The organism is Mucilaginibacter aureus, from assembly GCF_053514885.1.
In genome coordinates this window covers 3,675,807-3,692,320 of record NZ_CP170601.1, presented here as the reverse complement: position 1 = coordinate 3,692,320, position 16,514 = coordinate 3,675,807, and the positions used below count along the sequence as shown (strand labels likewise).

Sequence of the window (16,514 nt, the reverse complement as noted above, 5' to 3'; positions counted from 1 at the left end):
AGAGTTATAAAATGATAAGAACAAAACGTATTGTTTGCATGGTTATTTGTATCGCCTTACTATGTCCGTCAAAAAATTTATTTGCACAAAATAAAAACGAAGCTATAATTGAACAGAAGATCGACCGGATCTTAAAACAAATGACATTGGCTGAAAAAATAGAGATGCTGCATGGCAACGCGTTGTTTTCATCCGCAGGTGTTAAGCGCTTAAATATACCTGAACTCACCTGCGATGACGGGCCGCTCGGGGTACGTGAAGAAGTGTTGCGGTTTGACTGGAAGTCGGCCAACTGGACCACTGATTCGGCAACATTTATGCCGAACGGCTCAGCGATCGCAGCAACCTGGAACCCCGCGATGGCTAAACAATATGGAGTGGTAATAGGCGAAGAAGCAAATGCCCGAAAAAAAATAGTTATGCTTGCGCCAGCCTTTAATATCTGCCGCATCCCACTGAACGGCCGTACATATGAATACTATTCTGAAGATCCTTTCTTGAACGCCCAGTTGGCGATACAGGCAGTTAAAGGGATACAAAGTCAGCATGTGGCTGCATGCGTTAAACACTTTGCTGTTAATAATCAAGAGGCTAACCGCAATAACGTTAATGCAGTAGTTGACGAACGCGCCTTAAATGAAATTTACTTTCCGGCTTTTAAAGCTTCCATTCAGCAGGGAAACGCGTATACCATAATGTCTGCCTATAATAAAGTGAACGGTAAATGGTGTTCTGAGAACGACTACCTGTTGAACCAAACCTTGAAAAAGAAATGGGGGTTTAAAGGCGCCGTCATTTCTGACTGGGGTGGCGTACACTCAACAGTTGATGCTGCAAAGGCCGGCCTGGATATTGAAATGGGAAGTAGCGGCCCCTATGATCAATGGTATTTTGCGGCGCCTTTAATGGCTGCCGTAAAAAATAAAGAGATCGACGAACATTTGATCGACGATAAGGTTAAGCGGATATTGTGGGTAGTTTTTCATACGTCTATGAGTGCTGATCATCCAGCCGGTAAAATAGGGACCGCAGCGCATGGGAAAGCAGCATATAACATCTCGGCAGAATCGATCGTGTTATTAAAAAATGAAGCAAACTTGCTTCCGTTAAAAACCAGTAAGATCAGGAGTATAGCTGTTATTGGTGATAATGCCACTCACAAATTTGCACAGGGAGGTTTTGGTGCCGGTGTTAAGGCCAAATATGAGATCACGGCGCTTGAGGGATTGCGGAATAAATTGAGCAGCAATATTGATATAAAATATGCACACGGTTACCGCGCAAATTATTTAGTTACCAATACATCCATACAGAACGCACAAGCGGATAAGCCCGATACGGCACTTATCCGCGAGGCGGTGGCAGTGGCTAAAAGTGCCGAGGTAGCAATTCTATTCATCGGTTCGAATCGTGACTATGAAAGTGAAGGAAATGACCGTAGCAGTCTTGAATTGCCTTTTGGCGAACAGCAGTTGGTAGATTCCGTTACCAGAGCAAATGCCAACACCATCATCGTGGTAATTGGCGGTGCTCCCTATGATCTGGCCAAAATTCAAAAGAACAACCAAACTATCGTGTGGTCGTGGTTCAATGGCTCTGAAGGTGGCAATGCTTTGGCCGATGTGCTTACCGGAAATGTTAACCCCTCGGGCAAATTACCATTTACATTTCCAGCTTCACTTGATGATTCCCCGGCATTTGCGTTAAAAACTTATCCGGGCGACGATCTGACAGCTAATTATAAAGAAGGCATATTGGTGGGCTACCGATGGTTTGATACTAAGAAAATAGAACCATTATACTGCTTCGGTTACGGGCTATCTTATACCAGGTTCGATTACAACAGCTTAAAGATCGCTAAAAAAACATACAGTCAAAATGATAAGGTCAAGGTTTCATTTGAATTAAGAAATACCGGGGCTTTCGCCGGTAAAGAAACCGTTCAGTTGTATATCAATAAACCAAACGCGAAAGTGATGATGGCCGAAAAACAGCTCAAGGCATTTTGCAAGGTAAACGTTGAACCCGGGCACGCAAATAAAGTGGAAATGAATTTTAATGTTAAAGACCTGGCATATTACAACATACAAAAACGGCGATGGGTGGTTGAGCCGGGTGAATATAAGGTCATGGTTGGCGCATCGTCCCGTGATATAAGGCAAACAGGAACTATTACCATCAATTAGATAAAAAAGTTTATTTGGAAATAAAATATTAGATCAAACAACAATGTCACACATTCCATTAGATGAAAATTTGCCTGGCATTACAGGCTTATTAAATTACAGGCAGGACACCGCTTTGCCTATCAGGCAGCTCACACAAATTTTGTTGCGCGGAGAGTCGACACTGACCGAAGGGGAGCGTGAGCTTATCGCAACTGTAGTATCGCAGGGCAACAAATGCAATTTTTGCATGGCATCACATAGCGCTGCCGCGGATGCCCTTTTGGGCGAAAAGGAAACGGCGGAGAAAGTGAAAAATGATCCGAAAAACGCGCCCGTAAGTGAAAAAATGAAGCACCTGCTCGAAATTGCGAGGCGGGTACAGGCCGACGCACGGATGGTTGATAATGAATTAGTTAAAAATGCCAGACAAAGCGGAGCGACAGACCTTGAAATTCATGACACCGTATTGATAGCATCGCTTTTTTGCATGTACAACAAATATGTAGACGGCCTGGCGACCTTTACTCCAACTGATCCTGCTTTTTATGACAGGTTGGGTAATATTTTAAAAAACAGTGGCTATTTACCATCAGCAAACCGCTACGCGAGCCTGCACCAAACGTAAGAAGGTCCGTCCAACAACCGAGACAGGTGTTTCCATTAGCGACCAGGATCAAAGCCTGCTTCAATAATAAGCCAAAGTATTGTATGGATAGTCAGAATGATGTATCATTCACATGCGAGCAGAACAGGCTTCCAACACCAACGCCCATCATGCCCTAAGAAATGTTTTACAAAAGATCACTGATCAACCGTGATCTATATTGATATACCTTGTAATTTTTGCGGTCCTACTTTCCGATACAAAACTTCGAAAAGATATTATCAAGAAGATCATCCGTAGTTACTACACCAGTTATTTCGCCAAGATAATGTAGTGCCTGCTTAATATCTAAAGCTAAAAAATCAGAGGTTACAGGGTTGTCAATTCCGTTAAGTACCCTTTCTAAAGCACTTTGTGTTTTTTGTAATGCTTCAAGGTGGCGAATATTGGTTACCAGGCTCTCGTCCCCTGTAAGTTGTCCACGCACAGTCTTATTATAGATACTTTGTTTTAAATGGTCAATATGTTGTTTTTCGCGTGCCGATACTGTAACCAGTTCTGCATTTCCGCGCAAAGTAAAACCAGGCTGCCATTGTTCATCCTGCAAAAGATCGATTTTATTGGCAACAACCAAAACAGGCAAGCCGTCAAATATCAGGCTTTCAATGTCCTGCTGTACATCAGTGCCACTAAGCTGTTCGGCATCAAAAACATAGAGTAGTAAAGCCGACTGGCTTATTTTTTCCAATGTTTTTTTAACACCTATCGCTTCAATAGTATCGGTAGCTTCACGCAGCCCAGCGGTATCAATTAAACGAAAGTTGATCCCATTAATATTCAGTACCTCTTCAATTGTGTCGCGGGTGGTTCCGGCAATATCACTTACTATGGCTCGCTCTTCATTTAATAAAGCATTGAGCAAGGTCGACTTCCCGGCATTTGGCCTTCCGGCGATCACCGTATTAACGCCCAATTTTATTGCATTACCTAATTCGAACGATTGGATAAGTTTACCGATCATTTTACTGATCTCGATGATCAACTGTTTTAATTGGGTACGATTAGCAAATTCAACATCCTCTTCCGAAAAATCAAGTTCAAGCTCTATCAGTGAAGCAAAATTAACCAGTTGCTCACGTAATTGCTTTAATTCGCTGCTATATCCGCCGCGTAACTGCTGCATAGCTACCTGCTGCGATGCTTTCGAGTTAGCCGCGATCAGATCTGCAACAGCCTCAGCCTGACTCAAATCAAGCTGGCCATTAATAAATGCCCTTAAAGTAAACTCGCCGGGCTTTGCGGCACGTGCGCCTTGTTTGATAAGCAATTTAATAATGGATGTAATAATATAAGGAGAGGCGTGGCACGAAAGTTCAACTACATTTTCGCGGGTATACGATTTTGGTGCTACAAAAACTGAAGCCAATACCTCATCTAAAACTACATCACCATCAATAATATTTCCAAAATGTATGGTATGCGATGCTTGTTCGGATAAATTCTTCCCTTTAAAAATACTATTGGCGATAACAATAGCATCAGGCCCTGAAAGACGGATGACAGCAATAGCGCCAACGCCATTGGGTGTGGCCAGGGCAACAATGGTATCTTCTTTAATGATGTTAGACATTGCGGCAAAGGTCGGCATTTGGCATCAATTATTATCGTCATTTTTTTATGATCAGAAGCAATCGTACTTTAGTCTGCCGATAAAACCATCACCTTAAATAACTACATTTTAACCCTGGGTTAATCCTTGCTTCTGTAACAAAACTGTGGTCGTGCTACAGTTTTGTTTAATAAAAAGCTGCATTTCTAAAATAATTAAAATTATTGAGTTGAATTATAAAAAAAAAGCATTAAATTGCTTGTCGTATTAAATTTTAACAAAAAAAATATAGTTTGTTAACATTAAATTTAAACACAATAGACATTAAACTTATACTTTCGTAAGCATTTTTTTATTGACAAGCACATAACTCTCTAACATGAAAAAAACGTTACTCTACCTATTTTATTCTCTTTTGTTTTTTTTACCGGTGGCCTTGCATGCGCAAACAGCCAACCACGTAGTTATCAGCGAAATTTACGGTGGTAACGGAAACTCTTATTCGTACGATTGGATCGAGTTATACAATCCAACCAATGCTGATATAGATATGAGTAACTGGTCGGCACAATATAACTCGGCTACAGGCACAGGCGCCTGGTCAGGGTTAACCGTATTTCCTGCCGGATCTATTATAAAGTCCCATGGTTATTTCTTAATACAGGAACAGGGTACGGCAGCTACCGGATCGCTTACCTTACCAACAGCTGATCTGGTTACAACCGGTACTACCAACAACTTTAATATGTCATCGGTAGCCGGTAAGGTTGCATTACTTAATATTGCAACCATTATAGGATCACAACCCACTTTACCAAATTCTACCATTGTGGATCTGGTTGGTTACGGAACAACAGCAGCATACTATGAAGGTACAGCCGCTGCTCCTCCTTTAACTACCACTTCAACCATCGAACGTAAAGTTTCGGCTGCATCAACCGCCACTACTATGGCAGCCGGTGGTTCCGAAGATCTAAAAGGAAACGGCTGGGATAGCGATAATAACGGTAACGACTTTTTTGTGCCTACAGTTATGAATCCGCAAAACTCGGCTTCCCCACTGGAGCCGGCAGCATCTGCAACTCCAACTTTAGTACTTGCGCCAACAACATTAACCTTTAGCCAGACTGTAGGCGGCACTTCGGCTGCGCAAAGTTTTAGTGTATCGGGTACTAATATACCTTCGGCCGGAGCTTCTGTTTCAGTTGCTGCTCCCTATGCTATTTCAGCAACATCAGGCGGTACTTATGGTACCACATTAACATTTACCCAGGCACAACTGGCGTCAGCACAAAACGTATATGTACAATTTACTCCAACCGTAGCCGGTGCGGCTAATGGTACTGCAACAGTTACCGCCGGTGCAACTTCGCAAACGGTTACTTTAAATGGCACAGGTACGGCTGCATCAACAGGAGCCAACCACGTAGTTATCAGCGAAATTTACGGTGGTAACGGAAACTCTTATTCGTACGATTGGATCGAGTTATACAATCCAACCAGTGCTGATGTGGATATGAGTAACTGGTCGGCACAATATAACTCGGCTACAGGCACAGGCGCCTGGTCGGGGTTAACGGTATTTCCTGCCGGATCTATTATAAAGTCCCATGGTTATTTCTTAATACAGGAACAAGGCACAGCAGCTACCGGATCACTTACCTTACCAACGGCTGATCTGGTTACAACAGGTACTACCAACAACTTTAATATGTCTTCGGTAGCCGGTAAGGTTGCATTACTTAATATTGCAACCATTATAGGATCACAACCCACTTTACCAAATTCTACCATTGTTGATCTGGTTGGTTACGGAACAACGGCAGCATACTATGAAGGTTCAGCCGCTGCTCCTCCTTTAACTACCACTTCAACCATCGAACGTAAAGCTTCAGCTACATCAACCGCCACTACTATGGCAGCCGGTGGCACCGAAGATCTAAAAGGAAACGGCTACGATACCGATAATAACGGCAACGACTTTTTTGTGCCTACATTGATGAACCCGCAAAACTCGGCATCTCCGCTTGAACCGGCGGTAGTAACCGGGCCAACTTTAACTGCAACTCCCTCCACATTAACCTTTAGCCAGGCTGTTGGTGGAACATCTGCGGCACAGTCGTTTTCATTATCGGGTGTTAATTTAACTGCAGGTGCATCTCTCTCAGTTGCTGCTCCTTATGCTATTTCGGCAACATCAGGCGGTACTTATGGCACTACACTAACATATACCCAGGCACAGGTTACAACAGGCCAAACTGTATATGTACAATTTACACCAACTGTAGCCGGCGCGGCTAATGGCACGATAGCTATTACCAGCGGCAGTGCTACTCAATCTGTTACCTTAAATGGTTCGGGTACTACAGCTGCAGCGCCAACTTTAGCAGTTACGCCGGCAACATTAACATTTAGCCAGGCTAACGGCAGTACTTCTGCATCTCAAAGCTTCTCGGTATCGGGCACTAACATCCCATCAACAGGTGTTTCGGTTACGGTTGCTGCTCCATACGCTATATCGGCAACATCAACCGGTACTTATGGCACGAGCTTAACCTTTACCCAGGCACAAATGGCAACTGCACAAACAGTATATGTGCAATTTAGTCCAACAACTGTTGGGGCTTCAAATGGTACTGCAACAGTATCGGCTACCAACGCAACATCACAAACTGTTACTTTAAACGGAACAGGTACGGTACCAATTAATACGCCGCCAACGCTTAATGCTATCAATGATGTTACAGTTTGCTATACTTCGGCACAGCAAACAATAGCATTAACCGGTGTTACGCCGGGCGCGGAGGCTACACAAACGGTTATATTATCAGTAACTTCTACTAATCCGGCCTTGTTTTCACAATTAGGTGTATTTACGATATCCGGAGGCACAACCGGCCAAATCAATTACACCATCGCGCCAAACGCAAGTGGCACAGCAGTAGTTACTGTAACCGTTAAAGACAATGGCGGTACGGCCAACGGTGGTGTGGATACTTACACCCGTAGCTTTAATATCACCGTAAACAGCTTGCCTAATGTTAATATTGTAAGCAATGCCGGCACTACAATTACAAAAGGCGTAACTGCACAGTTAACTGCTACTCCGGGGGCCACTACATATACATGGAGTTCATCACTTGGTGCTGCAGCCGGCGATATTATAGGCGCAAACAATACTTCAACGCTTATTGTAAGGCCAAAATCTACAGCTACTTACACGTTAGTTGCATCAAATGCATCAAGCTGTCCGGTTACACAAACTATAACTCTTACCGTAAACACTTTTTATCCGCTGGTAACCAATAATATTATCACACCAAATGGTGATGGTAAAAACGATACCTGGATAATTAAGAATATTGATTATTATCCAACCAGTTCGGTTAAAGTGGTTGACAAAGCCGGAAAAGTAGTATTTACCGCTACAAATTACCTTAATGATTGGGGCGGCACCTACAATGGGCAGCCATTAACACAAGGCACTTATTACTATGTAATTGACCTTGGCACCGGCGCTCCTAAATACACTGGCTACGTTAATATAATAAGAGACTAAACTTCACAAAACACCACATGAAATTAAAATACAAACACTCCGTAGTTACAGCGTTTGCATTAGCATTTGTTGTTTGTGCAACAAATGTTAAGGCGCAATTAAATCCGCTGGCTTCGCAATATTATTCAAACCAATATCTGTTTAACCCGGCTATGGCTGGCTTAAACTCAGGTTTAAATATCAATTTGGATTACCGCAAACAAGCCATTGGCGTTGATGGCTCGCCTTCAACACAATCAGGAACTGTAGAATACCAGATGAACAAGGTTGGTCTCGGTTTAAATCTTTATAATGATTTTTCGGGATTGATTAGAACCACCCGGGCCGTGGTAACTTATGCTTACCATTTGCCAATTGGCGCCAATAATCAAAAACTTAATTTTGGTCTGTCGGCCGGGTTGTTAAACCAACACTTACAAACCAATAACATTGTAGGTGATGCAAGCGACCAAACCGTAGCTAACTTTAACAACAAACAAAATTATCTTGATGGCGATTTTGGTATATCGTACACCAGTAACAGCTTAACCATACAAGGTGTGCTGCCTAATTTACACTCGGTATTTAAAGATAATAACACTGTTGATAAATCACTTTACTTTGCTTCGGCAAGCTACAAACTTGGCGATCCGAAAGACATTACCTTTGAACCAAAAGCTATTTTTAGGGGGATAAAAGGTGCTCCTGGTATTCTTGACGCGGGGTTAAATGTTGGGTTTAACAACAATATATTTAACATACAAGGTTTATACCACAGCAATAATACCGCTACGTTTGGTTTTGGCCTCAACAAAGCTTCATTCGCCATATTAGCATTCTACACTACCAACACTGCTACTATTAACTACAATGCCAGTGGCGATGTTGAATTAGGCTTGAAACTAAATTTGTAAACCAGGCAAACCTTAATACAGCAGCCCGCGTATCAGTGATACGCGGGCTGCTTTGCTTATATAACTTTTTTGTTCGCCGAAAATGTCCGCGGGCGCAATTATCGTTTATTTTATTTAAATGTTTGAATCGTTATAATTTTTAAGTTGAAGTAAATACTTATTGATATTATTTGTATATTTACTCTATCATAAAAAAACCTTGACATGAAAAAACTGTTACCAATTATTTTTATGGTGCTTGTTTTTGCGGGATGCAAGAAAAGCAACAACCCGGCGCCCGACCCAAATGCCGATAATCCCACAAAAATCGTAGGCAAATGGAAAGATGGTGTTGGCCTAAGTGTTTATTATACCAACGGAAAAGAAGTTTACCGCGAAAACTTCCCGGCGCCAACCACCGTAGCCGGCTATTACGAGTTTACATCAAGCGGTGCCTTTAATTTGTATACAGTAAATGGATCCTCGTCAACACTGATAGGTACCTTAAATTATAGCCTTACCACTTCCAATACGGTATTACATTTAAGTTCGGGCAATAGTTCATCTGATAGTACAATATCTTTTAAAGATAATAATACCTTATTGATCACGTCTACCAATGTTAGCGGCGTTACCTACACCTCAAATGGCACAACTTATAGTGCTGATAAGGAAGTTGACACCAGCACTTTGATCAGGTTTTAAATAAACATATTAATCTTTTAGCCTCATTATCTTATTGATATGGGGCTGTTTTATTTTTACGATTACGGCAGATTTAGCTCTGCTAAAAATGTCAATATTTATCCAATATCCCGCAGTTTATTTTCTTCAATTATAGGTTCATTAACATCGGGCTGATGATTATAATTGATCAATGGCCTTAATTTGGTTTCGGCGCTTGCAGGATAAGCGTCTTCTGTATCTTCCGAATAAGTATGCTGGATTTCGGTGGGGCGTGAGTAACTGTACCCCAGGCGCTTGTTCTCGTCTTCAATAAATGCAAACAAGTCGCCAAGACTCGAATATACTGCTTGCAAAAATTTAAAATTAGTTGAGGTAAGACATTGACCTGTATCGTGCGGGCCCTTACCTGGTTCACAAAAATTAAGTTTAGTTATTATCCCGTTAACCAGTTCAACCTCAAACTTGCCCTCATTATGCCAGGCTAAGTTGTTTCTTATTTCTCTATAATGGTCCATGTTAGTTAAATTTATTTTGTAATGTATTATAGCGCTCCAATAGCTTTAAGAGCACTGACTTTCAAAATATTAACAAGGGCTATGCCAAATTCTGGCCCTGATATCCAAAGTGACACCAGTATTGCCATAAGATGATATCCAAAAAGAAAAATTGTTAAAAATTACCTGTCTGTTAATAAATATTAACCTACATGACATGAATAGTTTATATACTAAAACAGACTGTTATTTTTTATAACAAAATATGGATAGATTTTAAGTCACTTATGCAAATAATTGGAGTTGCACTACTATAGTAACTTTAAAACTTCTCTTCTATCCCTAATCCAAATAATGCAAAATCATATTTTACCGGGTCAGCTGGATCGAATTTACGGAGTTGCTGAGTCAGTTCGACGGCGGTTTGCCAGTCGGTTTGTTTGCGGCTGATGAGATTAAGTTTGCGTGCCACACGGTCGACATGCAGGTCGCATGGCATAATCAGATCGGCAGGCTTAATATGGCTCCAGATACCAAAATCAACACCGGCATTATCCTTACGCACCATCCATCGCAAAAACATATTTAAACGCTTGCAGGTTGATTTTTGCTCGGGCGATGATACATGCTTACGGGTGCGGTGCGGATAATCGGGTAATGAGAAAAAGTAACGGCGAAAGTGATTGAGGGAGTTTTCGGTTGTGAGTTGTGTGTTATGTGTTCCGGGTAACGGCAAAAAAGCCGCCTCCAGCGATCTGTGACGTTCGTAATGATAGCGGAAGAAGCTGATAAAATACAGCGTGTCGATATCATTAAAAGTGCGATGCTTAAACTTTAGCAGCTTTTTCAGGTCGGGTTCTTCATGGTTCATAATAAAATCATACGGAGCGCCATCCATCAGGCCGATCAGCTCCCTGCATTTATTGATGATGGTAACCCGCTGCCCCCAGGCCAAAGTAGCCGCCCAAAAGCCCATGATCTCGATATCCTGCTTTTTGCTGAACATATGCGGGATAACGATAGGGTCGTTTTTTATAAAATCCGAGCGGTTGTATTGCGAAACTTTTGAATCGAGGAAGGCTTTTAGATTTTCGATCATAGTTGATTGATTAAAGAGCAAGGAGTAAAGAACAAAGATTACTATTGAATCTTTACTCCTTGTTCCTTATTCTTTGATCCTAACCTAATGCTTGTTTCAAGTCTTCCAGCAGATCGTCAATATCCTCTACCCCTACGCTTAAACGTAGCAAACTGTCTACAACGCCTGCTTTGTCACGAAGCTCTTTCGGGATGCTGCCATGTGTCATACTCACGGGATGGTTGATCAGCGATTCTACGCCGCCTAATGATTCGGCAAGGGTGAATACTTTGAATGAGCCGGCCAGTTTGAAAGTATCTTCAAGGGTTGCTCCCTTTACAGTGAATGAGATCATCCCGCCAAAATCGCGCATTTGTTTTTTTGCGATATCGTGATTAGGATGATCTTCAAAACCCGGCCAGTAAAGTTTATCTATTTTAGGATGTGTTTTTAAATACTCAGCTACTTTACGCCCATTATCGCAATGTGCTTTCATGCGTAGGTGCAGTGTTTTAATACCACGTAATACCAAAAAGCTATCCATGGGGCCAGGGGTTGCCCCTGTTGCATTGTAAAAGAACCAAAGCTTTTTATACAACTCATCATCATTCATCATTAATGCACCCATCACCACATCGCTATGGCCACCCAGGTATTTGGTAGCCGAATGCATTACCAGGTCGGCACCCAGATCTATCGGGTTTTGCAGGTATGGCGAAGCAAAGGTATTATCAACGCAAAGCATTACTTTATGCGCTTTCGCGATCTTGGCTACTCCGGCAATATCAATGATCTTCATCGTCGGGTTAGTTGGTGTTTCCAGCCAGATCAGTTTGGTTTTATCATTGATATACGGTTCGATATTCTCGGGTTTCGAGATATCGATAAAGTGGAACTTGATACCGTAGTTAGCAAATATCTTGGTAAACATACGGTATGAACCGCCGTAAAGGTCGTCGCCGGTAATTACCTCATCGCCTGGAGCCAATAGTTTCATCACCGAGTCGGTTGCACCTAAGCCGCTCGAAAAAGCCAGACCGTGCTTAGCATTCTCCAGTGCAGCCAGGCAATCTTCCAAAGCCTTACGGGTTGGGTTGGTACCGCGCGAGTACTCATAACCTTTGTTATCGCCCGGCGTTTTTTGCCAGTAGGTTGATGTTTGATATATAGGTGTCATTACGGCACCGGTAGTTGGGTCGGGCTCCTGCCCTGCGTGTATTGCTTTAGTTCCGAATTTCATGATAGCATGATGTTGAGCCCCCCAGCCCCCTAAAGGGGGAGCAATTAAAAAAATCTATTCCTTTAGGGAAAGGAATTACCATTCCCTCTAAAGGGAATGGGGACTAATATGCTCGAGCAAATAAAACCCTCTGCGTACTTGGCTTACCCGTCACCATACAAACGCCATCTTCCTGCGGATTATCCAAAGGTATACAACGTATGGTAGCTTTGGTTTCTTCTTTTATGCGCTGCTCGGTCTCTGGCGTTCCATCCCAATGTGCTGATATAAAGCCTGGGGTTTCGTCGAGCATCTTTTTAAACTCATGGTAACTGTCGGCCTTGCGGGTATTTTCTGTACGGAAGTTTAACGCCTTTTGGTAGATGTTATCCTGTATATCAACCAATAGTTTTTCAATCTGCTCAACCAAACCTTCCTGCTGTACGGTTTCCTTTGTTTTGGTATCGCGGCGTGCCAGCTCGGCTGTACCGTTGGTTAAATCGCGACCACCAATAGCAACACGCAAAGGTATGCCCTTTAATTCGTACTCGGCAAATTTAAAGCCGGGGCGTTGTGTATCCCTATCGTCATATTTTACGCGGATATTTTTCGCTTTCAACCCCTTGGTTAACTCTGCAACCACAGCTGATATCTGCGCAAGCTCTTCGTCGCTTTTAAAAATAGGTACAATAACCACCTGTATAGGTGCCAGTTTTGGCGGCAGCACCAGGCCTGCATCGTCAGAATGGGCCATTACAAGCGCACCCATTAAACGGGTTGATACCCCCCATGATGTTGCCCAAACATGGTCAAGCTTACCTTCTTTATTGGCAAATTTCACATCAAAAGCCTTGGCAAAATTCTGCCCTAAAAAGTGTGACGTACCTGCCTGCAGTGCTTTACCATCCTGCATCAAAGCCTCTATACAATAGGTATCCAAAGCGCCTGCAAAACGTTCGTTAGCTGTTTTACGGCCTTTTACAACGGGTAGGGCCAGCCAATTTTCGGCAAAATCCGCGTAAACGTTAAGCATTTGCTCAGTTTCGGCAATAGCCTCTTCGGCGGTTGCGTGGGCAGTGTGCCCTTCCTGCCATAAAAATTCGGTGGTACGTAAAAATAAACGGGTACGCATTTCCCAGCGTACAACGTTGGCCCACTGGTTGATAAGGAGCGGCAGATCGCGGTACGATTGTATCCAACCTTTGTAAGTATTCCAGATAATTGTTTCGGATGTTGGACGTACAATTAGCTCCTCTTCCAATTTCGCATCCTCGTCCACAATAATATTGCCATTACCATCGTTTTTTAAACGGTAATGCGTTACAACCGCACACTCTTTAGCAAACCCATCAACGTGGCTGGCCTCTTTTGAGAAGAACGATTTGGGTATAAAAAGAGGGAAGTAAGCGTTACTGTGCCCTGTATCTTTAAACATTTGATCAAGTACTGCCTGCATCTTCTCCCATATAGAGTATCCGTACGGTTTGATTACCATACAGCCTCTTACTGCCGAATGCTCTGCCAGGTCTGCTTTGACAACTAAATCATTAAACCATTGCGAATAATCCTCGTCTTTACTAATGATTCCTTTGCTCATAGAGTGCTATAAAATTTTGACTGTTAAATTATGTTTATTATTGCCGCCAAATTTATAAATTTATACTTTATTTAAACTTTTACTTTTTAATCATATACCCCCATGAAACTGAACTTTACAAAAGGACTATTCCTTATAGGTGCTATAGTGGCACTGAGTTCCTGTTCTACTCAAAATAAATTAGCTTCGGCTAAGGGCGATAGCTACGATGATGTTTACAATAGTAACGCCAAAGCGGGCGATCAGCCGGTTTATGCGCAAAGTACCAATTATCGCCATGATAATTACACCACAACGGTAACCGATGACGGTGATGATTATTACACCTACGATAGCTACTCGGCAAGGTTAAACCGTTTTTATAATTCGCCGTTTGCTTTATCGTACTACGATAACTTGTATTATGGCAGTGTAAGCCCATATTTTGTGGGTATTAACCCTTACTACAGCGGTCTAAGCCTTAGCCTGGGCTACGGTATCGGGTCGGGATATTATGGTGGTGGCTACTATTCGCCTTACAGTTATGCTTATAATCCATATTACAACTACTATGGTTACGGATATGGTTCGGGTTACGGATATGGTTCTGGTTACGGATACGGATACGGAGGGTTAGCTTACGGAGGTTATTATGGTTCGCCATACGGAGGTGTTTACTCTTACTATAACACTGTAGGTAACTACGGAGCAAGGCCGTACCGCGGTTCTGGCTTAGCAAATACGGCTTATCCGGAGCGCAGGGGGGGTGGTTATACCCCACCGGCTACTACCCGCCAGCCACGTACAACCAGCGTTAACCCTTACCCGGGCAATAACCAGCCAACTATTCAGCAAACCAGACAAACATTTCAACCTCAGCCTCAAACTCAATCACAACCATCTTACCAGCCATCCTCGGGTAGCAGTAACTCGTCATCAGGCAGCAGCAATAGCGGTGGCGGAGGTTCAAGACCGGTGAGACCGTGATTAAACTCCATAAAAAAAGAAACTGAGTGATTAACCTGTGTGCAATAAAAGTTTAAAAAAAGCGTAATTACAACATTGCACACAGGTTAATTAAAAAGCACCAATCATCTATATAATTAGTTTCTTTACAAATACACATTCTAAATCAAACATTTCCACTTTAATGAAAGTTAAATACTTACTAACCGCGGTGGCTATAGTAGTCCTCGCCCAAAATAGTTTTGCTCAATATTCACAGGATGCCGTTCTGTTTTCAACCGGGCAAACCGGTTCAACATCGCGTATAAAAGCCATAGGTAATGCCCAAACCGCCGTAGGTGGCGATTTAAGTTCTATCAGCGGTAACCCGGCAGGTATAGGTTTTTTTACCCACTCCGAAGCAGCGTTTACACCTGAGTTTAACTCATCGAACGTTAAATCAACTTACTTAGGTACAGCAAACGGCAGCACTACATCAACCCCAAATTTTAATAATGCTTCGGCAGTATTTTACTCAAGGTTAAACACTCCGCGTGGTTCTGATAAAACACAGGGATGGTTAAGCCTTAACTTTGGCGCATCGTACAACCGTAAAAACGATTTTTATGCCAATGTAAATTATGGCGGTAAAAACAACACTAACTCCATAACCGATTACTACGCAAGCCTTGCCAATGGCTATGGTTTAACCAATTCTGACAATACTTTACAAGACTGGGCCTATGATCACGCACTGATCGATCAATATTATATTAATCCGTCAAACCCAAGCTTAGGAGCCACTTATCGCGGTAACGCTAAACCTGGCGTTACTCAAACCAGCAATATGACACGTGAAGGTGGAGAAAACGAGTTTAGCTTATCAATGGGGGCCAATTACAGTAATAAATTATACTTGGGTTTAGGTATAGGTATAACCAGCCTGCGTTATAATGTAAACAATACCTTTACGGAAAGCGGTGCAGCCTCTATACTGGATGCCAGCAATAACCCTGTTAATGTTACCTACACATCTGCTTACAATCAAAACCAATTTACCACCGGCGATGGCTTTAACGCCCGCATAGGTTTTATTTATAAACCGGCCGATGCCGTAAGGATAGGCGCTACTTTTACCACTCCTACCTGGTATACTGTACAGGATGATTATTCGGAAGGTTTAACCACAGCCTATAACGTAGGCAGCCCGAGCCCTGGCGGCCCTGCCGACTATCCGTTTACCTATAATTTTCACACACCTTTAAAAGTTAGCGGTGGTATGGCGGTATTTTTTGGGAACTATGGTTTTATTACTGCCGATGCAGAATTTGTTGACTACTCATCTGTTAAGCTAAGCAGCACCGACGGCTATGATGCTACCGGCGATAATCGTGATATTAAAGCATCATACCAGTCAACCGGTAATATACATGCGGGTGGCGAGTTAAAGCTCGATCAACTATTTATCCGCGGTGGTTATAACATTCAGGGCAATCCACAAAAAGGCTTTGAAAGTACTAAAACCATCAGTGGTGGTTTAGGTGTACGGTTTGAAAAGTTTTATGTTGATGCTACCTACACTAATGTAAAAGGATCACAAACAGTGTATCCATACGTCTTGGCTAACAATACACCACAGGCAAACCTTGATAAAACTTACAACAATGTATTTTTAACTTTTGGCTTCAAGTTTTAATATCAAA

The 16,514-nt window shown here is 42.4% G+C and carries 12 protein-coding genes; 7 read left to right on the top strand and 5 right to left on the bottom strand.

Annotated features, from left to right (window positions below):
* The first annotated feature begins 11 nt into the window (after positions 1–11).
* Both ACFGVR_RS15875 and ACFGVR_RS15870 read left to right on the top strand, forming a co-directional pair.
* A complete protein-coding gene (locus ACFGVR_RS15875) occupies positions 12–2,186 on the top strand; it encodes a glycoside hydrolase family 3 C-terminal domain-containing protein (protein ID WP_448698295.1) in 2,175 nt (724 codons plus the stop codon).
* Positions 2,187–2,229: 43 nt separating this feature from the next.
* Positions 2,230–2,793: a carboxymuconolactone decarboxylase family protein gene (locus ACFGVR_RS15870; RefSeq protein ID WP_448698294.1), complete on the top strand. Its 564-nt coding sequence runs from the start codon at positions 2,230–2,232 to the stop codon at positions 2,791–2,793.
* 226 nt (positions 2,794–3,019) lie between these two features.
* Here ACFGVR_RS15870 and mnmE read toward each other — a convergent pair whose 3' ends face one another.
* Positions 3,020–4,402, bottom strand: a complete 1,383-nt coding sequence (mnmE, locus tag ACFGVR_RS15865; protein WP_448698293.1) for a tRNA uridine-5-carboxymethylaminomethyl(34) synthesis GTPase MnmE — start codon at positions 4,400–4,402, stop codon at positions 3,020–3,022.
* A 358-nt stretch (positions 4,403–4,760) separates the two neighbouring features.
* Between mnmE and ACFGVR_RS15860 the strand changes: the two genes are divergently transcribed.
* From ACFGVR_RS15860 to ACFGVR_RS15850, 3 genes are all read left to right on the top strand, one after another.
* Positions 4,761–7,940 (top strand): lamin tail domain-containing protein, encoded by a 3,180-nt coding sequence (locus ACFGVR_RS15860; RefSeq protein WP_448698292.1) that lies wholly within the window; start codon positions 4,761–4,763, stop codon positions 7,938–7,940.
* Between the two features lie 17 nt (positions 7,941–7,957).
* Complete coding sequence (locus ACFGVR_RS15855) at positions 7,958–8,833, top strand: PorP/SprF family type IX secretion system membrane protein (RefSeq protein WP_448698291.1); 876 nt, start codon at positions 7,958–7,960, stop codon at positions 8,831–8,833.
* A gap of 204 nt (positions 8,834–9,037) precedes the next feature.
* A complete protein-coding gene (locus ACFGVR_RS15850) occupies positions 9,038–9,517 on the top strand; it encodes a hypothetical protein (protein WP_448698290.1) in 480 nt (159 codons plus the stop codon).
* 98 nt (positions 9,518–9,615) lie between these two features.
* Here ACFGVR_RS15850 and ACFGVR_RS15845 read toward each other — a convergent pair whose 3' ends face one another.
* From ACFGVR_RS15845 to proS, 4 genes are all read right to left on the bottom strand, one after another.
* The gene (locus tag ACFGVR_RS15845) at positions 9,616–10,014 is read right to left on the bottom strand and encodes a hypothetical protein (protein WP_448698289.1); all 399 of its coding nucleotides are present in this window, start codon (positions 10,012–10,014) and stop codon (positions 9,616–9,618) included.
* A 301-nt stretch (positions 10,015–10,315) separates the two neighbouring features.
* The gene (locus ACFGVR_RS15840; protein ID WP_448698288.1) at positions 10,316–11,092 is read right to left on the bottom strand and encodes a TIGR02757 family protein; all 777 of its coding nucleotides are present in this window, start codon (positions 11,090–11,092) and stop codon (positions 10,316–10,318) included.
* A gap of 79 nt (positions 11,093–11,171) precedes the next feature.
* Entirely contained in the window at positions 11,172–12,314 is a 1,143-nt protein-coding gene (locus ACFGVR_RS15835) for a cystathionine gamma-synthase (protein WP_448703041.1), read from the bottom strand.
* A 100-nt stretch (positions 12,315–12,414) separates the two neighbouring features.
* Positions 12,415–13,887, bottom strand: a complete 1,473-nt coding sequence (proS, locus tag ACFGVR_RS15830) for a proline--tRNA ligase (protein WP_448698287.1) — start codon at positions 13,885–13,887, stop codon at positions 12,415–12,417.
* Positions 13,888–13,989: 102 nt separating this feature from the next.
* Between proS and ACFGVR_RS15825 the strand changes: the two genes are divergently transcribed.
* Both ACFGVR_RS15825 and ACFGVR_RS15820 read left to right on the top strand, forming a co-directional pair.
* Positions 13,990–14,853 carry a hypothetical protein gene (locus tag ACFGVR_RS15825; RefSeq protein WP_448698286.1) on the top strand — a complete coding sequence of 288 codons (864 nt, stop codon included), beginning with the start codon at positions 13,990–13,992 and terminating at the stop codon, positions 14,851–14,853.
* A 163-nt stretch (positions 14,854–15,016) separates the two neighbouring features.
* Positions 15,017–16,507 (top strand): OmpP1/FadL family transporter, encoded by a 1,491-nt coding sequence (locus tag ACFGVR_RS15820; RefSeq protein WP_448698285.1) that lies wholly within the window; start codon positions 15,017–15,019, stop codon positions 16,505–16,507.
* Positions 16,508–16,514: the final 7 nt, after the last annotated feature.

Coding starts and splice junctions, on each gene's coding strand:
- ACFGVR_RS15825 (WP_448698286.1), top strand. CDS start 13,990: ATGAAACTGAACTTTACAAAAGGACTATTCCTTATAGGTGCTATAGTG.
- ACFGVR_RS15820 (WP_448698285.1), top strand. CDS start 15,017: ATGAAAGTTAAATACTTACTAACCGCGGTGGCTATAGTAGTCCTCGCC.
- mnmE (WP_448698293.1), bottom strand. CDS start 4,402: ATGTCTAACATCATTAAAGAAGATACCATTGTTGCCCTGGCCACACCC.
- ACFGVR_RS15855 (WP_448698291.1), top strand. CDS start 7,958: ATGAAATTAAAATACAAACACTCCGTAGTTACAGCGTTTGCATTAGCA.
- ACFGVR_RS15875 (WP_448698295.1), top strand. CDS start 12: ATGATAAGAACAAAACGTATTGTTTGCATGGTTATTTGTATCGCCTTA.
- ACFGVR_RS15845 (WP_448698289.1), bottom strand. CDS start 10,014: ATGGACCATTATAGAGAAATAAGAAACAACTTAGCCTGGCATAATGAG.
- ACFGVR_RS15860 (WP_448698292.1), top strand. CDS start 4,761: ATGAAAAAAACGTTACTCTACCTATTTTATTCTCTTTTGTTTTTTTTA.
- ACFGVR_RS15840 (WP_448698288.1), bottom strand. CDS start 11,092: ATGATCGAAAATCTAAAAGCCTTCCTCGATTCAAAAGTTTCGCAATAC.
- ACFGVR_RS15850 (WP_448698290.1), top strand. CDS start 9,038: ATGAAAAAACTGTTACCAATTATTTTTATGGTGCTTGTTTTTGCGGGA.
- proS (WP_448698287.1), bottom strand. CDS start 13,887: ATGAGCAAAGGAATCATTAGTAAAGACGAGGATTATTCGCAATGGTTT.
- ACFGVR_RS15870 (WP_448698294.1), top strand. CDS start 2,230: ATGTCACACATTCCATTAGATGAAAATTTGCCTGGCATTACAGGCTTA.